The organism is Ruminococcus sp. CAG:379 (assembly GCF_000434255.1).
In the GTDB taxonomy this organism is placed as follows: Bacteria; Bacillota; Clostridia; order Oscillospirales; family Ruminococcaceae; genus Ruminococcus_F; species Ruminococcus_F champanellensis.
Genome location: NZ_FR894897.1, coordinates 20,599 through 42,367, shown reverse-complemented (window position 1 = coordinate 42,367; position 21,769 = coordinate 20,599). Strand labels below are relative to the sequence as shown.

13 protein-coding genes and 1 pseudogene are annotated in these 21,769 nt (G+C 54.4%); 10 read left to right on the top strand and 4 right to left on the bottom strand.

The features are described 5' to 3' along the window. Both QVO51_RS06560 and aroF read right to left on the bottom strand, forming a co-directional pair. A pseudogene (locus QVO51_RS06560) lies at positions 1-319 on the bottom strand (3-dehydroquinate synthase); the annotation flags it as partial. Continuing rightward, a complete protein-coding gene (aroF, locus tag QVO51_RS06555) occupies positions 319-1,332 on the bottom strand; it encodes a 3-deoxy-7-phosphoheptulonate synthase (RefSeq protein ID WP_022357731.1) in 1,014 nt (337 codons plus the stop codon). The pseudogene QVO51_RS06560 and the gene aroF, both read right to left, overlap by 1 nt. A 511-nt stretch (positions 1,333-1,843) precedes the next feature. Between aroF and QVO51_RS06550 the strand changes: the two genes are divergently transcribed. The 6 genes from QVO51_RS06550 (at position 1,844) to QVO51_RS06525 (ending at position 6,789) form a co-directional block, all read left to right on the top strand. Beyond that, the gene (locus QVO51_RS06550) at positions 1,844-2,110 is read left to right on the top strand and encodes a hypothetical protein (protein ID WP_022357730.1); all 267 of its coding nucleotides are present in this window, start codon (positions 1,844-1,846) and stop codon (positions 2,108-2,110) included. Positions 2,111-2,307: 197 nt separating this feature from the next. Then, positions 2,308-2,988, top strand: a complete 681-nt coding sequence (locus tag QVO51_RS06545; protein ID WP_022357729.1) for a response regulator transcription factor — start codon at positions 2,308-2,310, stop codon at positions 2,986-2,988. A 65-nt stretch (positions 2,989-3,053) separates the two neighbouring features. After that, complete coding sequence (locus QVO51_RS06540; RefSeq protein WP_288167943.1) at positions 3,054-4,844, top strand: sensor histidine kinase; 1,791 nt, start codon at positions 3,054-3,056, stop codon at positions 4,842-4,844. A 32-nt stretch (positions 4,845-4,876) separates the two neighbouring features. Further along, positions 4,877-5,452: a Maf family protein gene (locus tag QVO51_RS06535; protein ID WP_022357727.1), complete on the top strand. Its 576-nt coding sequence runs from the start codon at positions 4,877-4,879 to the stop codon at positions 5,450-5,452. Beyond that, positions 5,449-6,222, top strand: coding sequence for a dockerin type I repeat-containing protein (locus QVO51_RS06530; protein WP_022357726.1), 774 nt, complete (start codon positions 5,449-5,451; stop codon positions 6,220-6,222). The genes QVO51_RS06535 and QVO51_RS06530 overlap by 4 nt, the downstream gene beginning before the upstream one ends. A gap of 93 nt (positions 6,223-6,315) precedes the next feature. Further along, the gene (locus QVO51_RS06525; RefSeq protein WP_022357725.1) at positions 6,316-6,789 is read left to right on the top strand and encodes a TspO/MBR family protein; all 474 of its coding nucleotides are present in this window, start codon (positions 6,316-6,318) and stop codon (positions 6,787-6,789) included. Positions 6,790-6,837: 48 nt separating this feature from the next. On the opposite strand, the gene QVO51_RS06520 is transcribed toward QVO51_RS06525, so the two are convergent. Both QVO51_RS06520 and QVO51_RS06515 read right to left on the bottom strand, forming a co-directional pair. After that, positions 6,838-10,401 carry a UvrD-helicase domain-containing protein gene (locus QVO51_RS06520; protein ID WP_022357724.1) on the bottom strand — a complete coding sequence of 1,188 codons (3,564 nt, stop codon included), beginning with the start codon at positions 10,399-10,401 and terminating at the stop codon, positions 6,838-6,840. Next, positions 10,394-13,762, bottom strand: coding sequence for a PD-(D/E)XK nuclease family protein (locus tag QVO51_RS06515; protein WP_022357723.1), 3,369 nt, complete (start codon positions 13,760-13,762; stop codon positions 10,394-10,396). The genes QVO51_RS06520 and QVO51_RS06515 overlap by 8 nt, the downstream gene beginning before the upstream one ends. A gap of 303 nt (positions 13,763-14,065) precedes the next feature. Between QVO51_RS06515 and QVO51_RS06510 the strand changes: the two genes are divergently transcribed. The 4 genes from QVO51_RS06510 (at position 14,066) to QVO51_RS06495 (ending at position 21,574) form a co-directional block, all read left to right on the top strand. Next, positions 14,066-16,753 (top strand): RICIN domain-containing protein, encoded by a 2,688-nt coding sequence (locus QVO51_RS06510; protein ID WP_022357722.1) that lies wholly within the window; start codon positions 14,066-14,068, stop codon positions 16,751-16,753. 61 nt (positions 16,754-16,814) lie between these two features. Next, entirely contained in the window at positions 16,815-17,078 is a 264-nt protein-coding gene (locus tag QVO51_RS06505; RefSeq protein ID WP_022357721.1) for a hypothetical protein, read from the top strand. A gap of 138 nt (positions 17,079-17,216) precedes the next feature. Beyond that, complete coding sequence (locus QVO51_RS06500; protein WP_022357720.1) at positions 17,217-19,499, top strand: leucine-rich repeat protein; 2,283 nt, start codon at positions 17,217-17,219, stop codon at positions 19,497-19,499. A 17-nt stretch (positions 19,500-19,516) separates the two neighbouring features. Then, complete coding sequence (locus tag QVO51_RS06495; RefSeq protein ID WP_022357719.1) at positions 19,517-21,574, top strand: leucine-rich repeat protein; 2,058 nt, start codon at positions 19,517-19,519, stop codon at positions 21,572-21,574. The last annotated feature ends 195 nt before the right edge of the window (positions 21,575-21,769 follow it).

The following is a 21,769-nucleotide window of genomic DNA, read 5'->3' as shown; positions in this document are numbered from 1 at the left end:
CAACGCCGCCGCCTAAGGCGATCAGACAGTCGGAGCGGGTGATGCCGGATTCACAGAGAAAATCGTAAAGCTTCAGCAGGGTGCCGCTGCATTTGGAGGCTTCCCCGTGAGGAAATACGAAGCATTCCGCCTTGCATCCTGCCATATCCAGCGCATGCAGCAGATCCTTGCGATACAGCTCGTCCACGGTATCATCCGTGACAATGGCAAAATGCCGGGTAACTGCCGCACCGGCAAGCAGGCTGCCGCACTGGCGGAGCAGACCATGCTCTACCAGTACGTCGTAATCCGTGCTTGCGTGTACGGAGATCCTGCGCATCAGCCAAGCTCCTTTCCGGAGAATGCTGCCTGCTTCTTCACTGCATCCATCACATCTCTGAACTGTTCAGGAGTCAGGGACTGAGCACCGTCTGACAGCGCCTTTGCCGGGTTGTTGTGAACCTCGATCATCAGAGCATTGGCACCGCATGCAATGGCAGCCAGGGACAGGGGCTTTACCAGAGTGGGGATGCCGGTTGCGTGGCTGGGATCCACCACGATGGGCAGGTGAGACATCTGACTGAGCAGCGGAACTGCTGCAAGATCCAGAGTGTTCCGGGTCTTGGTCTCGAAGGTGCGGATACCTCGTTCACAGAGGATCACGTTGTTGTTGCCTCCTGCCATGATGTACTCCGCAGACATGAGCAGCTCTTCCATTGTGTTGGCAAGACCACGCTTGAGCAGGATGGGCTTGTCGGAGTGCCCCAGCGCCTTCAGCAGCTCGAAGTTCTGCATGTTCCGGGCGCCTACCTGGATCAGGTCTACGTCAGCGAACAGATCCAGATGCTCGATGGCCATGATTTCAGTGACAATGGGCATGCCGGTTGCCTTCTTTGCCTTCAGCAGCAGTTCAATGCCGTCTGCGTGGAGCCCCTGGAATGCGTAAGGAGAGGTACGGGGCTTGAATGCGCCGCCCCGGAGCATGGTAGCGCCGGCAGCCTTTACAGCCTCTGCGGTCTCGATGATCTGATCCTCATTTTCCACGGAGCAGGGACCGGCAATCACCTGAAAATGCTTGCCGCCGATCTTCTTGCCGGCAATGTCCACGATGGTATCCTCCGGGTGGAACTTTCGGTTGCAGCTTTTGTACGGCTCCTGGACACGCTTGACGTCTGCAACCACAGGCTGTGCCCGGAGCAGATCGATATCGATCTTGCTGGTGTCGCCGATCAGACCGAAGATACTGTGCTGCTCACCGCTGATGTCTGCGATCTTTACATGGTAGCTGTTGAGCATGCTGATGAAACGATCCAGGTCTTCCTTCTTGGTGTTCTGCTTCAGAATGACGATCATGATAATTACCTCCTGCATTCAATAAAAAATGTCGCTGCTTCTGCAAGAACGCAAAAGCAGCGACATTGTATTTCTTGTGATGGTTTCGCAATGCACCTAGCTTTTCTGTTCTTTATCATATTTTGCAGCACAATAAAACCCCCGGCTAAAGTAAAAGCGAGAGTCAAACTGAAAATATGTAAAGATTGCAGAATGATTTGCCTGGTACATAGCAGAAGCCTTCCTTTCTTCAAAAATCAAAAATGGAACAATCAATCGTGCATGAATTTCTGTTTACATTGTAGCAGACGCTTTTTGATTTGTCAACGGTTTTTTATCGATTTTTTTATGAATTTGTACATATAGTTTATTTTATTGCACAAAAGTCCGACTGATCTTCTGTGCATTCTGCTGATTTTTTTAATAATATTCTGAAATTAGACGCATTTCTACTCGCTTTTACGTTATAATATATGAAGGCTTTAAAGCGTAAAAACTTTAAAGTACAAAAGTGAATGAGGAGAGTATGTCTATGGCTATCATGTATGCGAAACGATGCGGCGAGGTTGTGTATTATGTTTACAAATTCAAAAAACCTTATTTCGGTGTCAGTGTGACGCACCGGAACGGGGACACGGCAATCATCTCTGATTTTTCACCTACGCTGATGGAGGCAGTCAGCTTTGTGGAATACATTTTCCAGTCCTGCATACAACCGGTACAGCTGAAAGCTGCTGCACAGGAATACCGTGCCCTACAAAGCTGCTTCCGGGGGATACCGCCGGACCAGCTTTTCTGACAGGACGATCCGGTAGCAGATGTACAAAAACACAGGCTGCCGTCTTGCCTTTTCGGTCGGAATGTGGTATAATAGAAGCATAAAAAAGCAGTTCTTCCAGGAACTGCATAGAAAACGGCCTCACAGAGAGCAAGCATCTCTGCGGTGCCGGTTCAGGTCATGCTGTTTGGCATGACTCCGGGGAAGGGGTGACCGTTTTGCGCATTTTGCTGGTAGAGGACGAGATCGGCTTATCCGATGCATTGGTACAGATCCTTGCAAAGAATAAGTATATGACCGACGCCTGCTATGACGGTGTCAGCGGACTGGATAATGCATTAACCGGCATCCACGATGTGATCATTCTGGACATTATGCTGCCCGGAATGAACGGACTGGAGGTTCTGCGGGAGATCCGTCGGAACAAGCTGGAAACGCCTGTGATCCTGCTGACCGCAAAGGATGAGATCTCGGACAAGGTGACCGGTCTGGATTACGGTGCGGATGATTATATCACAAAGCCGTTCTCCACCGAGGAACTGTTGGCGCGGATCCGTTCTATCAGCCGGCGCAATCAGCATATGGTCGTGGAGAATGCGCTGACCTTCAGCGACATTACCCTCAATCTCTCCACATATGAGATGTTCTGCGGTGAGAAATCCATCAAGCTGGGACTCAAGGAGTTCTACATGATGGAGCTTTTGTTGCGTAATGGCAGCATTGTACTAAGCAAGGAGACCCTGATTGAAAAAATCTGGGGCTATGAATCTGATGTGGAATACAACAATGTGGAGGTATACATATCCTTTCTGCGCAAGAAGCTCACGCATATTGAATCCACTGTTTCCATCAAGACGGTGCGTGGCGTGGGATACTGCCTGGAAAGCAAACAGTACTGACGGGGCAATGCCGTTTTTCTGTACTGTCCCGGGAAAGGATAACAGCTTCGGCTGTGGTGATTGTTGTGATCCGGAAACTGAAACGGCGCTTTGTATTTGTCAACATGTCCATTCTGACCTGTCTGATGCTTGGCATTCAGATTGCGGTGTTTACTATGATGTATCGTTCGGAGGTGCGGGTATCCGAACAGATTATGGATCATGTTGCACAGAGCCATATGGACAAGGGCAGAGGAGAAAAGCCGCCGGAGCCGCGAGGGGATTCTCCCTCCGCATCCATGCCTGCAGGAAGTATACAGCTGGAGTATCATTGGCAGGAACAGACGGTTTCTGCTCTGACCTATGAGGATGCACAGCCGGAGGATCCCTCCGGACAGGGATGGGATGGAGACCAGCCGGAGGAAAACCAGGGACAGTGGAATGACCAGTGGCATTTTGACCGGTACGGCGCATGGCATCCATGGCCCCAGTATCCGGATAGACCCTATGATCCCTGGGGGCCCTGGGGACCACCGCCGGAGGAACCACAGGTAACGGAACCGGCGGTTACAGATGTGCCGCTCCCGACGGAAACCACTGCGGCACCTGTCCAGACGCAGGCGGAAACAGAGCCGGAAACAGAACCGCCGGTGCAGACCAGGGAACAGCCGGTGATTGTGACCCAGACTCCGGAGCCGGTTCCGGAGCCGACTCCTGCAACGGAGGCGCCTGTAGCGGATACCACGGAAACGGCACCGCCGGAAACAACGGCTGTGCCGGAAACCACCCGGCGCACCATGGCATCCATGGCGACTGCGGAGCCGGTGGACAAGGAAATGGGCATGTATATGCGCAATTCCGTGTATGTTTCTCTCAGCAGCAGCAACGTGATCGAAAGCGCCATGTCCCAGTTCGGGGTGGAGAATGATATGGACACCGTATCCCTTGCTGTCAGTCAGGTGCTGGAAAGCGGCAAGGAGCGGGGCACGATCAAGGTGGGGGATATCCACTACCGGTATTGCAAGACCCAGCCCGGCCCGGATCATTCCTATGGGGTGGTGCTGCTGGATCGTTCTGTGGAGCTTTCCACCCTGAGCCGCCTGTTGGTGATCTTTGTAATCATCGGCGTGGTAGGGCTGATGCTGATCTTTGTAATCAGTGTGGCGCTTGCCAACTGGACCATCCGACCCATTGAGCAGGCATGGGAAAAGCAGAAGCAGTTTGTGGCGGATGCATCCCATGAGCTGAAAACACCATTGGCGGTGATCTCTGCCAATACGGATGTGGTGCTGTCCAATCCCAACGATCTGGTGCATAACCAGGAGAAATTCCTCAATTACATTAAGGATGAAACCGTCCGCATGACCCGGCTGGTGGGCAATCTGCTGTTTATCGCCAAATCCGATGCCAAGCAGCTGAAGTCCGCCCCCCAGAGCTTTGATATGAGTGATCTGGTTTCCAGCGTATGCCTGGTGTTCGAGCCGTTGGCGTTTGAACAGGAAAAGACGCTGGAGACCTCGATCCAGGCGCATATATCCTATGTGGGGGATCAGGATCGGATCAAGCAGCTGCTGACCATCCTGCTGGACAATGCGTTGCTGCATTCTACGGAGCATGCCCACATTCAGGTATCCCTGAGCCAGGATTGTCAGCAAAAGATCCGGCTGGCGGTGTCCAACTCTGCACAGGACATTCCGCCGGATAAGCTGGAAAAGCTGTTTGACCGGTTTTACCGGCTGGATGAATCCCGGGCAAAGCGCACAGGCGGCTCCGGTCTGGGGCTGAATATTGCGCAGACCATCGTGCAGAACCATGGGGGTACCATTGTTGCCCACAGCGGGCAGGGCGTTGTGACCTTTATCACAACGCTGCCCTGACCGCAGCTGATTTCCCGAAAGGAACGTTTACGATGAAACAAGTGATCTTAGCATCAGCTTCCCCCCGGCGCCAGTCCCTGCTGAAGCTGGTGGTTCCGGATTTTTCGGTGTATCCGGCAGATATAGACGAGCAGCTCCCTGTCGGTATCCAGGCATGTGATGCGGCGGAGCATCTTGCAAAGCAGAAGGCAGCAGCGGTAGCTGCGGACTATCCGGACTCCATCGTGATCGGCTGTGACACGGTAGTAGTGATCGGGGATCAGATCCTGGGGAAGCCGACTGACCCGGAGGATTGCCGCCGGATGATGCACCTGCTGTCCAGCAAGACGCACCAGGTGTATACGGGTGTGGCGTTGCAGCAGGGGGATCGGCGCAGAAGCTTTACCGTGTGTACGGATGTACGGTTCTACGCCCTGTCCGACGGGGAGATCGACCGGTATATTGCCACAGGCGAACCATTTGACAAAGCCGGGGGCTATGGCATCCAGGGGTTGGGCGCCCTGTTGATTGAGGAAATTTGCGGGGACTACTACAACGTGGTGGGGCTGCCCATATCCCGATTGCTGCGGGAGCTTGCGGATTTTTCTGAATGGAGCGGCAGCGTATGAGCAGACAGTGCATCAGTCTGCTGCTGAGTACTGCCATGTTGACCGGTTTGTATGGTGCGCAAGCAGAGGCAGCATCCGGATTGACCTACAGCTTGCGTGCGAAGCAGCAGGTGTTTTATACGGAACAGCTTTCCAGCCAGGATATCTCCCTGACTGTTGCCATGCAGATTGCAGAGGATCCGGGTACAGCCGGGATCAATGCGGCGTTTGGGGCGGATGCGCCCCTGGAGATCAGGGGGCTGTCCTTTGCGGAGCCATACTGCTATGGTAGCGGCAGGGCAGGGGAAGAGGATCAGTGCCGGGTAACATCTCCCCAGTCTGCCAGACTCCTGTGGTATACCTCCAACAACGGGGCAAATGAAGTCATATACGATGAGGCACTGCCCTTTGCGATTCTGACAGTGGTGATCCCACAGGGCACACCTGCCGGGGAGTATCAAATTTCGTTTGATTCCGCAGAGACGGATGCCTGCAACCAGGATCGGGAACTGTTGTCTTGTACCCTGGAGGATCTGACGGTAACGGTGCTGGAGGGCAAGCCGGACTATCTGCGGGGTGATGCGGACGGCAATGGTACAGTGGAGGTTGCGGATGCTGTAGAGGTTCTGCAATACTGTGCAGAGGCTGCCGCCGGGCAAACGCCGGATCAGTCCTACGTCTGGCTTTGCGGTGCAGATGCAACCGAAAACGGCACAGTGGAGGTTGCGGATGCAGTTGCCATTCTGCAATACTGTGCCCGGACATTGGTGGAGCCGAATCCGCAATGGTGAATCAGCACGACCCATGGAATTCATGGGTCGTTTTTTGTATTCGGACGTATACTTGAGCCGGGTCTGCATATACTTTTTCAGAGGTGAAAAGGTATGAAGATCGAGGGGAAAAAGCTGCTGCTGGCTCTGGTGATCCCCCTGGGGGTAGGAGGCTTATCCGCCTGGGTGACCCGGGATGCCATGGAGCAGTATGGGGGGCTTGTCCAGCCGCCGCTTGCACCGCCCGGCTGGATCTTCCCGGTGGTGTGGGGCATATTGTTCGTCTTGATGGGCATTTCTTCTTATCTGATCCATACCGCCCAGGTGCTGCCCCAGCCCCGTGCCAGAGCCATGTACTGGTATTATGGACAACTGGCGGTGAATTTCTTCTGGAGCGTGCTGTTTTTCAATTTACAGGGCTATCTGGGGGCATTTATCTGGCTTTGCCTGCTGTGGGTATGGGTACTGATAATGATCCGTGGGTTTTGGCGGATCCGCCCGGTGGCAGGGCTTTTGCAGCTGCCCTATCTGGCGTGGATCACCTTTGCAGGATATCTGAACTTCGGTGTATGGTATCTGAATCGATAAAAACAGCGTCCCGTGGATTCCATGGGACGCTGTCTGTGTACTGTGGGATCATGTAGCTTCTTCCGGCAAGGGGATTGCCCGGTTCAGATGGAAGGAATACAGCACGGTTTCCTTCACGGGCTTCTGGTGCAGCAGTGCCAGGGTGCGCCGATACAGCAACAGCTGACGCTGATAGCGTTCCGTGAGCATCTCGCCCCCTTGTACATAGTCCGTTTTGTAATCCACGAGAACCAGTCCGTCCGGTTCCTCAAATACCAGATCCATAATGCCGCTGAGCATGGCGTTGGTGTCGTTGTACTGGGGCTGATCCGGCAGCTGCAAATCGCTGATCCGTACCAGAAATTTTCGCTCCCGCCACACATGCTCTGCCTGGCGGATCCGTTCATACAAGGGGGATGCAAAGAATGCCCGGATCCGGTTCAGATCCAGGGAATCCGCCTGCCGTCGGGTCAAATGTCCATCCTCCGTCAGGCGCTGCCGCTCCGCATCCGGATCCTGTGCAGCGACAGCAAAATCTGCGTATTGCAGGAACGCATGCAGGGCGGTACCCTTTTCCGCCCCGGTGAGGGCGGTTTCCTCCGCCATGAATCTGGGACGGCGCAGTGCCAGATTTACCGCATCCTCAACCTTGGACAGGGCGGAAACGCTGGTCTTGGATGGGATGCCCATGAGCCGGTCGTCATACACTGCTGCAAACTGCATCCGCAGGGCGGTGACCATGGCTGGATCCGGTTTTGGATATGCAGCAGGCGTCGGCGTATCCTGTTCCGTGGCATCGCTGCTGTCCTCCGGATGCAGGATCTCCATGGGCACAGCCGGCTGCAGGGGGCAGGGGGGCATCTGGCATGCTTCCCGGAGGGGGGCAGCATTTTCTGCGGTCAGCAGTGACATCCACAGCCAGTCCGCCATGCAGTTTGCTGAGGCGGCAATGGAAGGTGTCACCCTGCCGGATGCGGCAATGGCTGCACCAAGGCGAAATGCCTGTTTTTTGCGGGCATCATTCAGCCGCAGCGGCAAAAACAGCTTGTCCTTTGCCCGGGTCAGTGCCACATACAGCAGCCGCAGTTCCTCGCTTTTGGCGTAGCTTTCCCGCTGCATGGAAATGGCTGCATAGGGCAGGGTTTTGTACCGGGTATAAACAGTCGGATCCTGGAGCCGGAACCCGAAGCCATACTCCTGTAAAAACTGAAAGGCTACCCGATCATCCTGATGATTGAAATCTGTTTCGGATTCTGCCAGGAACACAAAGGGGAATTCCAGTCCCTTGGATTTGTGGATGGTTTTGATGGCTACCACGTCTTCCGAGCCGGAAACCGCAGTGCCGGGCTGAAAGTCCTTTCCCCGGGCAGAAACCTGTGCAATGTAATGCAGAAAGCCGGACAGCCCTCCACCGCTGGCAGTCTCATAGTTTCGGGCGTAGGTCAGCATCAGCCGCAGGTTTGCCTGCTTTTTTGCTCCGTCGCTGTACCGCTGCATCACCGAGAGGAAGTCCGTGCTTTCATAGATCCGCCGGATCAGCCGCTCCGGGGTGTCCTGCATGGCATACATCCGGAATGCCTGCAAGGCGTTGTAGAACCCCTTTGTCTTTTCGTACATGGCTCCGGTCAGCAACGGTTGGGCGTCTGCTGCGCCGGTTTCGCCGATGCCCCGGCAGATGGCAGCATACAGAGAGACTTTGGGCGCCAGCAGCCGCAGCTGGGTCAGCTCATCCATATCGAACCGGAACATGGGGGACAGGAGCACTGCCGCCATGGCTGTATCCTGGGGGGGATTGTCAATGATCCGCAGCAGATTCAGCAGCAGGGTGATCTCCCTGGCTTTCAGGTATGCCGCCGCTTCCTCGGAATAGGCAGCCACCCCCTGCTCTGCCAGCGCCTGGACGTAGACGCTGCCCTTTGCCTTGTTTCGCATGAGAATGCAGAAATCCCTTGGCGTACAGGGTCGGGTATGATTCGCTCCGTCGGACACAGGTGCGCCCTCCCGGAGCATCCGGGCAATACGCTTGGCGATGTATGCTGCCTCCGGGTTTGTATCTTGCTCTCCGTCTTCCAGCAGGGCGATCTCCGTATTCCTGGGGGTTTCCGCAAAGGCGGCGCCCTGATGCAGCGCTTCCTCACTGGTGTATGCCACCTCTCCAACCTGAGGGGTCATCAGCGTGCTGAACAGGAAGTTCACCATGGCGATGACTTCCGGACTGCTGCGGAAATTCCGGTTCAGCAGGATGCAGGCGTTTTCCCCATCATCCTTGCCGGTGTAGGGCTTGCATGCCTGCATGGTACGGATGAAATTCCGGGGATTTGCCAGCCGGAACCGGTAGATTGCCTGCTTCACATCCCCCACCATGAATAAGTTATCCCCGTTGGCAACAGCACTGCCCTTGTGGGAGATCAGCTTGAAGATCAGATCCTGCTTGTTGTTGGTGTCCTGAAATTCGTCGATCATGATGATCTGGTAAAACTCTGACAGCTCCTTGGCAAGTGCAGTTTGTTGGATGGTTCCGTCCGCCTGGCATGTTCCCAGCAGGGACAGGGCAAGCTGCTCCGCATCCGTAAAGCCAATGGCGTTTTTATCACACTTCATCTCCCAGAGCCGGTCGTCCAACTGCTGCAAAAACCCATGCAGCACCGGAATCAGCCTGCAATGGGCGTCCAGATCCTCCTGCCGGTGGCACAGCAGGGAAACAGCTTCTGTTTGCAGATCTTTCATGATCTTTTTCCCATCGTCCCGGAGCGCCTTTGCAAGCTCCCGCTTTTCCGGATCCGTACAGGTTTTGGTAACACGGGGAAAGGAGGCAAAGGACAGGGCGCTGAGCAGGGCGGCACACCGATCCGGATCCTTCTCTGTGCATGCCTTTAGCAGCAGGGTCAGCTGCTCCTGCTCGGTGATCAGAAATGCCGTCAGTTTTTCCTGATTTACCTCTGCGGACAGGCGGATCGCTTCATCCAGCCGCTGGATGCATGCAGCAATGGTCTGCCCCAGATTGTCCAGGTACATGTGGACAAAGGTGTCGTTCCGGTATTGTTCTGTCAGCTGCTCCATCCGCTGTAAACCAAAGGGCAGCCCCATGACGCATCGGTACAGCTCCGTCAGCAGGTTTTCCAGTTCTGCATCCGTCCGACCGCTGAACCGGTCGCACAGAAGCTGCATATCCCCCTGCCGTGCCGGGTCTGCGTACCATGCCTCCATGATGTCCGCCAGTCCCCGGCTGACCATCATGTTCATTTCCGTTTCCTCCAGGATCCGGAAGGTAGGAGTGATGTCCAATTCGGCACAGTGATCCCGGATCAGATCAAAGCAGAAAGAATGAATGGTACAGATCCTGGCGCATTGCAGCTGGCTTTGCTGCTGCCGCAGCCATACGTTCCGGGGATCCTGTGCGATGCACTGGGTCAGGGCATGCTCCAGCCGGGATTTCATCTCCGCTGCTGCATCATTAGTAAACGTTACCACAGCGAGCCGTGCGGCACTGACCGGATGCTCCGGATCCGTCAGCTGTCGGATCAGCCGCTCCACCAGCACAGAAGTTTTGCCGCTGCCTGCGGCGGCGGATACCAGGAAGGAGGCGCCCCGGGCATTGATCGCCTGCTGCTGCTCCGGTGTCCAGTTACGCATGTTCCGATTCCTCCTTCTCTTCGCCGGAGATCCGCTCCAGCATCTGTTCCTTTGCTGTTTTCTCATATGTGCGACAGGTCACATTGGGCACATTGCCGCAGATTTCCTTGCAGTCACAGTAGGCGCAGGGCGTCTTTTGCCCGATCACCAGCGGATCTGCCGGAATACGTCCCCCATACAGCTGCTCCGCCATGTCCGTCAGTACCTGTCTTGCATGCGTGCGCAGGTTGGCAAACTGCTCCCTTGTCAGGTATGCGGAGCTGCTGACAGATTTCAGCTTTGGTTCTCCCTCTCCCGGATCATCCTTTGCAAGCGTTGCCGGAATGTAGATGCCTGCAAGATGCTCCTCCATGGCGGTCAGCACACTGCGTTCCTTGAGCATGACGCCGTTCATCAGATACTGCTGATTGATGTAATCCTCCAGAGGGGCATTCTCCTGGCTGCGGCTACGACCACAGGGCAGTCCCCCGGCAGGCACATACAGCACGCCGGCGGGCACTGCCCCACCGTATTTACCCTCCGGCTCGGTGATGGAAAACAGGTACAGCAGCATCTGCATGTCAACCCCATACAGCAGCTTTCCCAGGTCGAATTCCTTCTTTCCGGTTTTGTAGTCGATGACCCGGATATACCGGGTACCGTTTTCCTCATACAGATCCACCCGGTCGATCTTGCCCCCCAAGATCAGTTGGATCCCGGAAGGAGTGGTAAGAGTTACCGGTATGCTGCCGTCCTGCCGGGATAGCTTCAGCTCCATGGATACGGGGCGGAATGCGGATTGGGAAAGCTCCTGCTGTAAATGCCGGATCAGGGGCGGAATGCTCCCGGTGATGCGCCGGTAGTTGCTTGCAAACCGGGCGTCCTTGCCGAAGCTGCCCCCCATTGCCTGTTCCAGATACTGTGCTGCATACTGCTCCACCCGGGCAGTGACCTCCGCTTCGGTCAGTGCGTTAAAGCTTTCCTTATCCGGACAGCCGGTCAGCAGCTGCTCCAGGCAGTAATGCACCAGATTGCCAGTTTCCAGCGGGTTGATTTCTTTTTTCTGATCCGCCCGGATGCCCAGTCCATAGTTCATATAATACTGGAAGGGGCACAGGTTATAGGTTTCCAACCTTGTGGCAGACAGATACAGCCGGTCTCCGAACAGCTGCCGGATCCGCTCCGTGTGGGCGATCCGATGCTCCGGCGTCAATGAAAGGGTGTCCAGGGACGCCAGCCGGGGACCGTACACCGGATCCGATGCCAGTGCTTCCCGGATGCTTGCACCCTCTGTTGTGTGCCGGTAAAAGCCCTGTACTGTCAGGTCGTAGGCGGCTCTCGGCGTGGCGGCATACATGCAGGGGTTCTCCTGCTCGGCGATCCGGAGCATGGGGGCATCGAACATATCCCGGATCTGCCGGATCAGGGCAGATGGACTGCGGCTGCTGCCGGCAGCGTCCGACAGGGGATAAAACAAATACAGCCCATCAGAGGCGGAGGACAGGGTTTTATAGGCGATCAGCCGCTCGTCCCCGATCAGCTGCTCCGTAGAACGGGAAAGAAACAGCTCCCGTGCCTCCAGCTGCTGCTTGTCCGCATCGGTAAACAGTCCGGTGCTGTGAACCTGACTGGGGAAGAAGCCTTCGCTGACCCCCAGTACAAACACATACTTGGGGGCATTCAGCCGGGCTGTTTCGGCGGACGCCACCAGCACCGCATCCAGAGACTGGGGGGGCGTACTGTAGCTGATCCGGCTCAGCAGCGCCTGCATCAGATCCCGGAACCGGGATGTGGGCAGCACCGCATCTCCCAGCACATTGCACAGTGCGTCCAGCACATCCGCCAGACTGCCCCACAGGGCTTTCAGGGCGGATGCCTCCGCTGTACAGCCAGCCTCCTGGTAATCCTGGGCGATGCCGCTGATGTTTCTTGGTACATTCATCCGGCAAAGGAACTGGTACAGTTCTTTGCAGAGTGTCCGCACATTCTGTCCCCGGCATGCCTCACGCAGCTGCATGATCGGCTCCACCAGTTCCCGGCGCAGCGCCTCCAGGTCGCTGTTTTCCTCCAGCCCGGCGGTGAAAGGCTCCAGCCACATCATGCCGTCCACGTTCCAGGTATAGCAGTAGGATTCCAACCGGGCAGTCCGTTCGCAGGAGATGCCAAGCAGACGGGTTTTTGCATACCGGAGCAGGGTCTCTGTCCGGGGACGTTTTTCGCTGATCAACTCCAGTACCCCGGACATGAGCTGCAGCAGGGCTGTATGCATGCAGGAGATTTTTCTGTCCAGGTGAAAGGGAATGGAATAGCGGATGCAGGCGGATTCCAGGATTCCTGCATATTCCTCCAGCTGGTGGGTGACAATGGCGATGTCCGCATAGCGCACCCCCTGCTCCCGGACAAGCTTTCGGATATGGGCACAGGCGCAGTCCGCCTCTGTATAACAGTTTTTTGCCTCGAACACATGAATGTGTTCCGCCGTCGGCAGCTGGGTATGCACTGGCCGCAGGATGCTCCGGCTTACATGGGTAAGATCCGGGTAACGGAATCGAAAAGGCTCCTTGCAAAGGAGTATCTCATGTCCGGTTCTGTGCTTTTGCGCCAACGCCAGCAGCCTCCGGTAGGTGGCGTTGGTAGCGTCAAACACCGAGTAGGCAGGGGCTTCCGGATCCTCCGTCCGCAGGGTGATCCAGAGCTCCTTTGCCTGGGCAAACAGCACCTCTAGGAATTCCATCTGATCGCCGGTAAAGCTTTCAAATTCATCCAGAAACAACAGAGCGCCTTTAAAATGCTCATTCCCGGTACAGAGGGCGGCTGCCTCNGTACAGAGGGCGGCTGCCTCTGTAATATCCGTCAGACTGTCCTTATAGCCCTTCTCCCGGAGCCGCCGGTCGTAATCTCCGTACAGCACCGCCAGATCCGCCGCCTTATCCCGGAGCCTGCCCTCCAGCCTTGCAGTCTGCTCCAGCAGTGCTTCCGGGGAGATGCTGCCTCGGCGCAGCTCCGTGATGGCCTTGGCGGCAGCATCCTGAAATGCGGGCTTTTTCGCCTGTCGGTCAAAGTGGGAAAAGGCGCTGCTGTCGCTGAGTGCCCGGATACTCTGATACAGCAGAATGGTCTTGGTCAGATCGTCCGCATATTCTCCGCTTCGCCCTCCATACTGCTGAAACAGTGCCCGGGCAAGGCTGGTGAAGCTGAGGGACTGGATGGCATTGAACGCCGTCGGTCCCAGTGCCTCGTACAGCTTTAAATCGTTGGTAAAGGAGTATTGCTCCGGCACCAGGGCATAGATCCGTTCCCCCTGTTCATAGGCTTTCCGGATTTGTCCGATCAGCCGGGTGGATTTTCCGCAGCCTGCGCCGCCGATGATGAGATGCAGCATAGTAGCCTCCTTTAGGGGTGTTGTTCTCTCATATACATATCAAATCATACCATGTCCAGTAAAAAAAGTCAATCTGTCCGCATTTCGGATGTGGGGAATGTGTTCTGAAAAATATGCAATCCGCCATAAAAAGAGCAGGATTGTTTATTGAAGTTGTGACTTTTCTTTGGTATGATACATATGACAGCACTGTATAAAATAAAGCCGCCAGGTTGGCTTTGTGCGGTGTTGCCATATATCAAAACAAGGCAGCTGTACCATGCAGGCGGATCAAGACAGCTGCCGATCAGGGGGAGTATATACATGAACCAACACACACGCATAACCAGTGTGCTTCTGGCTGCTGCAATGACAGCAGGGCTTTTTGTACAGCCCGGCACGCTGTCCGGCACAGCGGAAGCCGCAGATGCATCCTATCCGGTGCAGGAATTCCGCATGGGCATCAGCGACACGGACCGGAACATCAATCTGCATTCCGGTGAAACCGGCGATTACCTGAGCACCCAGACTCAGAATGGCACTGCCGCAGAAAAGTGGTATCTGCATTATGTCAGTGCCGGGGTCTATGAGATCGTCAGTGCGCAGACCGGCTGCATCATCACCAACGAGAACGGCTTGGCGGTCATGTCGCCGGATACGGACGGGGCAAATCAGCGCTGGAAGATTGTGCCCGTAGAGCAGGATTTTGAGGGCTATGACCTGTACTACAAAATCGTCAGCAACGCAGATAACGGTGCAGCGCTTACCTTCCGGGACGGCAGCAACTCCATTGGCGTAGAATCCTACACCGGTGCGGATGCACAAAAGTTCCGGCTGGATCTGAACGGACTGGAGGGCTTTGCCGCTGTCAGTAAGGTGGACGGTAAGCTGAAGGCAGGTACCATTGGCGGCTTGCTGGGGGAAACCGTGATTGTGAAAACGGCAGCGGATCTGGTCAGTGCGCTGGACAGCACGGAGCCGAAAACCGTGGTGATCGGGGCGGATATTGACCTGGGAAGCCAGGATAAAACCAAGCAGCGCATCCGGGACGATAAAACCATTGTTGGTTCCTTTGACAGCAATACGATCTATGACAGCCAGCTGCGCAACGATGACTTCTATGGGGCGGACGACCGTCCCAGTCAGAATATCGTGATCCGCAATGTGAACTGGGTAGCAAGAACCCTGAACAACAACGGCAGCGGTGTGATTCTGCTGCAATTTTACGGGGTACGAAACCTGTGGTTGGATCACAACAGCTTCAGCGCCACCTTTGGTCAGAATAAGGACAACGAGGTGGGAAAGTTCGTGTGGATCAATACCCCGGCGGCAAACTGGTCGGATGGCAAATACAACGGCTACAACCCGGATTATATCACCGCCTCCTATAACTACTTCAAGAACCGGTACTGGACCTTTGCCTTCGGCTCTCAGAATAAGGATACCTCCCGGCTGCATACCACACTGATGTACAACAAGTGGGAGCAGTGCTCCAGACGCTGTCCCCAGTATTCCAATGGCTATGATCACAACTACAACAACTATCACACAGTTACGGATGGCAGCAACCCCAACAAGTCCTCCCAGGTGATCGGAGGGGAAGGCTCCCGGGTGGTCAACGAAAACTGCCGGTTTGAGGGATATGCGGGCAACGAGCTGGATCCGGACAGGAACAGTGCCATTTCCTTTACGGAAAGCGGATCCTACACTTCCGACAGTCCTTCCGGCACGCCTTCCGCAGTCAGCTTCAAGAATCTGGGCAGTGCCTGGACGGTAACGGACTGCTACAGCTATTCTCTGATCGCCGCATACAACACAAAGGGCACGGATGTAAAAGCATTTTGCAATGCATATTCCGGCAGCTTCAGCAGCAGCCAGCAGATCAAGTACATTACCGACAGTGATATGAGCAGCTTAGTTGAGAAAGCATGCAAAAGCAACTTCCTCCGTTCTGTGAATGTGGGAAATGAGCCGGTAGGCTTCTTGAAAACCGGCGCAGAAATGGATACTGCCCACAGCTTCGTGATCCGGAATAAAGGCAGTCAGCTGTATCTGTCCGATGGGATCCAGACGGAGGAGGAGACCCTGTTCCGGTTCCAGGCTGACCAGGATGGCTACTACCGGATCTTTGACGCCGAGCTGAAATCCTGTCTCTGGGTGACGGATAACAGCAGGGACAATGCAGCGATCGTCCGCCTGCATACCTATACTGGAGATGCGGGAGAGTTGTTCAAATTTGTGGAGCAGGCAGACGGTACCTATACCATCGTCAGCAAGCTGACCCGGGATGCCTCCTGTCTGGGCGTGGCTGCCGGATCTCTGGAGACGGGGGCGCAGGTAGTGCAGTGGAGCTGTGACGAAACGCCCTCCCAGAGCTGGGAGGTTTCTATCCGCATCCAGCCGCTGACCGGTGTGCTGATGGATGCAGCCGTTCTGGATACTGTCTATGACAGCAGCTGGAGCCTGGAGCAGGCGCTTCAGACCGGGAGTCTGGTGTATGGAGACCGGGACGTGACCTACGGGGAGATTCCCGCAGCGCTGCAGGGTGCGGAGTATCTGCGGCCTGCATGCGATTCCAAGAACACACAGGGAGATCTGGTACAAATCACTGCAAAGGCGGATCTGGTGCTGTGCGCTGCACTGGATACCCGGGTGGAGCAGCTGCCCCAGTGGCTGGAGGGCTGGACAAAAACGGAGCAGGTGCTGGACAACAGTAAGCAAGTCGTCTATGCACTGTACTGCCGGACTGTGCAGACCGGGGAAACAGTGACCCTTGGCTCCAACGGTCAGGTGCAGGGTTGTGTGCAGTATACGGTGTTTGCAGTGCAGCAAGGGCTTTCCGGAGATGTAAACGGAGACGGACAATGCACTGCTGCGGATGCAGTGATGCTGCAGAAATTCCTGATTCGGGCAGGCAGTCTGACCAATCCTACGGCGGCGGATCTTTCCGGGGATGGAGTCATCAACGGTATGGATCTTGTATTGCTCAAGCGGCAGCTTCTCGTGAAATAAAAGTACAGAGAGAAAACCTGCTAGGTAGTCAGATCCACCAGCTTTACAGGAATTGGACGCAATGGTGCATGGGAAGCTGTGTCTGCGAGGGCTTTGCCCATGCACAGAAAAGCGCTTTGATTACTTTACCAGCAATCGGCTTGTGGCAAAGGATCCTGCCCAGCTGGGCCGGCTGATCGCTGCACAAGCCCACAAAGCATGCTTCTCTGTGAAGCTGGCATTTCCCTGGGATGTCTCCCTTCTGGACACATGCGGCTTTCCTGCCGGCAGGATCCGATATAACCAGGCACAGAATGTTTTGTTTTTTCAGACAGATACCCCATAAAGCAATGTCGCTTCCTGCGTGCGACGTTGCTTTTTTTGTTTTGACTCTTTTCATTTTAGAGGAGATATGATATAATGTACATATCAACTGAGATGCTTCCATGGAGATTTTGTACATATGCACAAGGAGGGGTGTTTTATGCATCAAACAACAAGAAAAATTCTGGCGTGCTTTCTGGTAGTGGGCACACTTTGCGTTTCTCTGCCCGGTATGCGGACAGAAGCAGCAGCGGAAATGTGGCTGGACGGAGAGGAGGATGGTTTCTACTATTCTATCCAACTGAATTATAATTATGCCGTAATTACCGGCTGTGACCCAAGTAAGACCGGCGTGGTGAAGGTTCCGGATACGGTAGGAGCAGCGCCAGTAAAGGTCATCGGGGGCGGTGCATTCAGCGGCTGCGGCCATACGGACGAGGAACTGGAAGAAATGGGTGCAGAGCACAGCGCAAGCGGCTGCGGCATTACGGAGTTGATCCTGCCGGACAGTGTGACCACCATTGAACAGGCAGCATTCCGGGACTGCGAGGATCTGAAAGCCATTCACTTCCCGGCTGGACTGGAAAGCTTCACCGGGGATACCTCCAAGCTGTATGCCAATGATCTGGAGTCCGGCTGCTTTGGCTATGCCTCCTGGACGGATGGCTGCACCAAGCTGGAGAAGCTGACCATCAGCAAGAGCAATCCATATTTTAAGTCTGTTGGCGGCATAATCTACAGCAAAGACGGCTCTGCGATTGGCCCTGTGCCCTACGGGATCTCCTTTGACTCCGTAAATCTTTCCGGTGTCACCAAGATCTGGGACTATGCTTTCTGCGGACATTCCGAGATCACGGAGCTGAACCTGCCTTCTCACATCACCGCTGTGGGGGATCACGCCTTTCAGGATTGCAAAAATCTGCAAACAGCATATGTGCCCGAAGCAGTGCGCACAATTGGAGATTATGCCTTTGCAGGTTGTAGTTTGGATGTGTCCGATGAGAACATGCCGGAGTATTACAGTATCAGCATCCTGCTGTCAGAGGGACTGGAGTCCGTAGGGGACTATGCCTTTTCCAGGATGTACGGGTTAACCTATCTGAATCTGCCCCAGTCCCTGACGACCTTGGGAAAGGGTACGTTTGCAGGTGACAATCGGCTCCTTTCTATGCGTATTCCTGCAAAGGTGACGGTGATTCCGGACTATTTGTTTGAGCGTTGCTATGAACTGCAGGGAGTTTCCCTGCCGGAGGGTTTGCAGGAGATCGGTGCGTATGCTTTTTATGGTCCCACGAAGCTGAAAACGGTACACCTGCCGGAAGGGCTGAAGTCCATCGGAAATTATGCATTCGCCTGCTTTGGAGCGCCAGACCCTTGGTCGGAAACAACCGGACTGCTGTATATGACCATTCCGGATTCTGTGGAGTATATCGGTGCCAGTGCATTTACACGGAACAGCAATCTGACCGGGGTAAAGCTGCCGGAAAATCCGGAAGGAACTGTAATGGGAGAGCGTGCCTTTGAAGGATGCTCCTCAATGGGGCGGGTACATATTCCGGGCAGTATTCATCAGATCCCATCCTATGCGTTTTCCGGCAGCAGGTGGATCACAGTTGACGAGGGGGTCACGGAAATCGGCGACAACGCATTCCGTGGATTACTGGATCTGGAAAGCCTGACTTTGCCGGAGAGCCTGAAAACCATTGGAGCATGCGCATTTGCGGAAATAGGCAGCCATGCCTTTTTCTGGAACGGCAGCGAGTATGTGGAGTGCGGCATTCGTTCCCTTACAGTGCCGGATGGGGTGACAGACATCGGGTACGGTGCCTTTGCCGGCAGTAGCCTGCGGGATATTCTGCTGTCAGATTCCCTTCGTGCAGTGGGTTTTCGTGCATTTGATAATGCTAAGCTGGAAGTACTGGAGTATCCGGAAGGGATCACGGAGCTGAATGAATGGTACACCATGGGCTGTGAAAATCTGCATGCCATTTATCTGCCGGATACGCTGGAATCCATTGAGCCGCTTGCCATTGCAAAAAATGCGGATCTGGCACAGATCGTATCCCATGATGATCGATTCACCACGGATCTTTCCGATTGGTCGGTCAGCAATCTGGAGATGGTGCCGGATGTATACTTTGCCGGCACGGAGCAGGAGTGGAAGGCATTGACGAAAAACTGGGACTTTTCAGAATACGATACGGATCCCTCCGTTATGGACAAAGTAACGGTGCATTTCAATGCCAAGCGGCAGAGCAGCCTGTTAGGGGATGTGAATGCGGATGGGCAGTTTACAGTGGCAGACATGGTTCTGCTGCAAAAGTGGCTTATCGGCAAGGGGATCCTGCATAGTCCGGACAACGGAGATATGAATGGGGACGGTATCCTGAACAGTTGGGATCTGGTGCGGATGCGCCGGGCATTGCTGGAGGTACAGGAATAATAGCGAGGAGGTGCAGTATGAAAAGATTGGGTAGGAAATTAACCGCAGTGCTGTTGTCCTGCGGCATGGTTCTGACAGCTCTGCCAACAATCGTCTTGGCGGAAACAGCGGAGCCTTATGTGATGGAAATGGTGGACGGCGTTCGCTACCGATATTATCTCAACGGAGGATATTGCGCAGTGGACAGTCTGGTGGACAATAAAGTGACCGGCACACTGAAACTGGCAGGAGAAGTGCTGGGGCATCCTGTAACGGGCATTGAGGCAGACGCTCTGAAATATTGTGAGATGACATCGCTGATTCTGCCGGACAGCATCACATGGATCGGCGACAGTGCATTTGGGTATTGCGAAAACCTGGAACACATCCAGCTTTCTGCAGGGCTGACAAGCCTTTCCGGGGTGGAAACAGAGCATTATCACGGTGATGTATCCGGCTATGGTTCCTGGGTGTATGGGTGTGATAATTTGAAAACGCTGACTGTCAGCAGTGCCAGCAAAACCTTTCAGTCTGTAAACGGCATTTTATACAGTAAGGACGGAAAAACCCTTTTTGCAGTGCCAAAGGCTGTGCCCTACGATACAGTGGATCTGAGCGCTGTGACCCGGATCGGGGAGTATGCCTTTTACGATCACCAGGAGATCACCAGCTTTTCTGTGCCGGAAGGGATCAAGTCCATCGGTGCTTATGCCTTTGGGAAAACCAGTATGATGCAGGAGATTTCTTTGCCGGATTCCTTATCAGAGCTTGGAGAAGGTGCATTTATGGGATCTGGATTAAGGTATCTTCAGATTCCGGATGGTGTTTCCTGTATTCCGGAGAATTTTTGCTATGCAGTTCCATTGAGGGAAATTGTATTACCCGAAAGTGTAGTGTCTATTGGGGAACAGGCGTTTTACAATGCAATTTGGTATATGGAAACGTTAGAATTGCCGGAAGGATTGGAAACCATCGGGGACTATGCCTTTGCCACAAGTTATCCGATTATTCCCGGGTACCGTCGTGAGACAGATCCCCATGGACTGTTGCAGGTTTCTATTCCAGACTCGGTATCTTCTATCGGGAACTATGCCTTTTTGGGAAACCGAAACCTGACGGAGCTTCGGCTCCCGGCATCCGATACGGAAATATGCAGCCATGCCTTTGAGGATTGCGGCATCCTTGCTCTTACGCTGCCGGAACGCACAAAGCGAATTGCGGACTATACATTTTATGGTTGTCGGATGCGAAATCTGGTCATACCGGAGGGTGTTACGGAGATAGCATGTGAAGCGTTTAGTCACTGTACCGCTTTGCGGCAGGTTGTGCTGCCCTCCACGCTGCAGAAGATCGGTATGCTTGCCTTTGAAAATGCAGGCCGTACCAATGGTTTTGGGGAACACACCTATACCGGAATTACCTCTATTGTTGTCCCGGATGGAGTTACGGAAATTGATTATGGTGCATTTACGGGTAGTAATTTGCTGGATGTGCAGTTGCCGGATACTCTGAAAACACTGGGTTTCCGGGCCTTTGACAATACCAATCTGGCAGTACTGGAGTATCCGGAAGGGATCACGGAGCTGAATGAATGGTACACCATGGGCTGTGAAAATCTGCATGCCATTTATCTGCCGGATACGCTGGAATCCATTGAGCCGCTTGCCATTGCAAAAAATGCGGATCTGTCATTGTTTGTATTTCACGAGAATCGAGTGGATACTGACCCGGAGGATTACAGTGTCAGCAATCTGGAGCTTGTGCCGGATGTATACTTCGCCGGCACGGAGCAGGAGTGGAAGGCATTGACGAAAAACTGGGACTTTTCCGAGTACAACACGGATCCCTCCGTTATGGATAAAGTAACGGTGCATTTCAATGCCAAGCGGCAGAGCAGCCTGTTAGGGGATGTGAATGCGGATGGGCAGTTTACAGTGGCAGACATGGTTCTGCTGCAAAAGTGGCTTATCGGCAAGGGGATCCTGCATAGTCCGGACAACGGAGATATGAATGGGGACGGTATCCTGAACAGCTGGGATCTGGTGCAGATGCGCCGGGCATTGCTGGGAGTGCAGGGACAGGATGCTCTGAGATGAAAATGCGCTTGACAAATATCACTATGCTGGATATAATATGATACAAATTGCATGGTGTACATCGATTGGTGTTGAAAGAAGCATCTCGCATGCAGGCAGTTTATGAACATAAACAGGCATTGCCTTTGATTGGATTCTCCGCCACTGGATTCCCTTGCAGGAGAAGGTGTGACATGGGAATCTCCATCCGGCAGT